The sequence below is a fragment of the Hahella sp. CCB-MM4 genome, from assembly GCF_002260525.1.
Classification (GTDB): domain Bacteria; phylum Pseudomonadota; class Gammaproteobacteria; order Pseudomonadales; family Oleiphilaceae; genus Hahella.
The window spans coordinates 1-465 of sequence record NZ_MRYI01000124.1; the positions used below are offsets into that span (position 1 = coordinate 1).

Consider the following 465-nt stretch of genomic DNA (forward strand, 5'->3'; position numbering starts at 1 on the left):
GTATAGGCCTGCAGCTTCGCCACATTCGGGTCGCCGTTCAGCGTGTGGAAGCCGCCCGCCGCGTGCCAGCTCGACCCCGAGGTCAGTTTCGAGCGCTCGATCAGCAGCACGTCCTTCCAGCCGGCCTTCGCCAGGTGGAACAGCACCGAACAGCCTACCACGCCCCCGCCGATCACCACGGCCCGATAAGTTCTGGTCATTTCACGTCTCCGTCGGGTGCCGGCAGGCAACCCATTGCAAGTAGGGTGGTTTTCATTGCTTCAGCGATAGCGGGATCGGTCGCGCGCGAGGTGACATAGGCGATGCCCTTGCGCTCGCCCGTCCAGCCGATGACCATGAGTTGCGAGGCCGCCTCGGGCTCGAAGCGCTGCGCCAGCGCCCAGGAGCGGCAGTCGATCACGGCAAGATCCGCATCGCCCGCCGCGACCATTTTCACCGAGTTCCGATGCCCGCCGGATTCGACGC

General features: G+C 65.6%; 2 protein-coding genes. Both read right to left on the reverse strand.

Annotation, left to right across the window (positions count from 1 at the left end; genetic code table 11):
* A partial coding sequence (locus BTA51_RS29205; RefSeq protein WP_141215731.1) for an FAD-dependent oxidoreductase occupies positions 1–200 on the reverse strand: 200 nt, incomplete at its 3' end.
* Positions 197–465: PhnD/SsuA/transferrin family substrate-binding protein (locus BTA51_RS29210; protein ID WP_168188339.1), on the reverse strand; the 269-nt coding region annotated here is incomplete at its 5' end. The genes BTA51_RS29210 and BTA51_RS29205, both read right to left, overlap by 4 nt.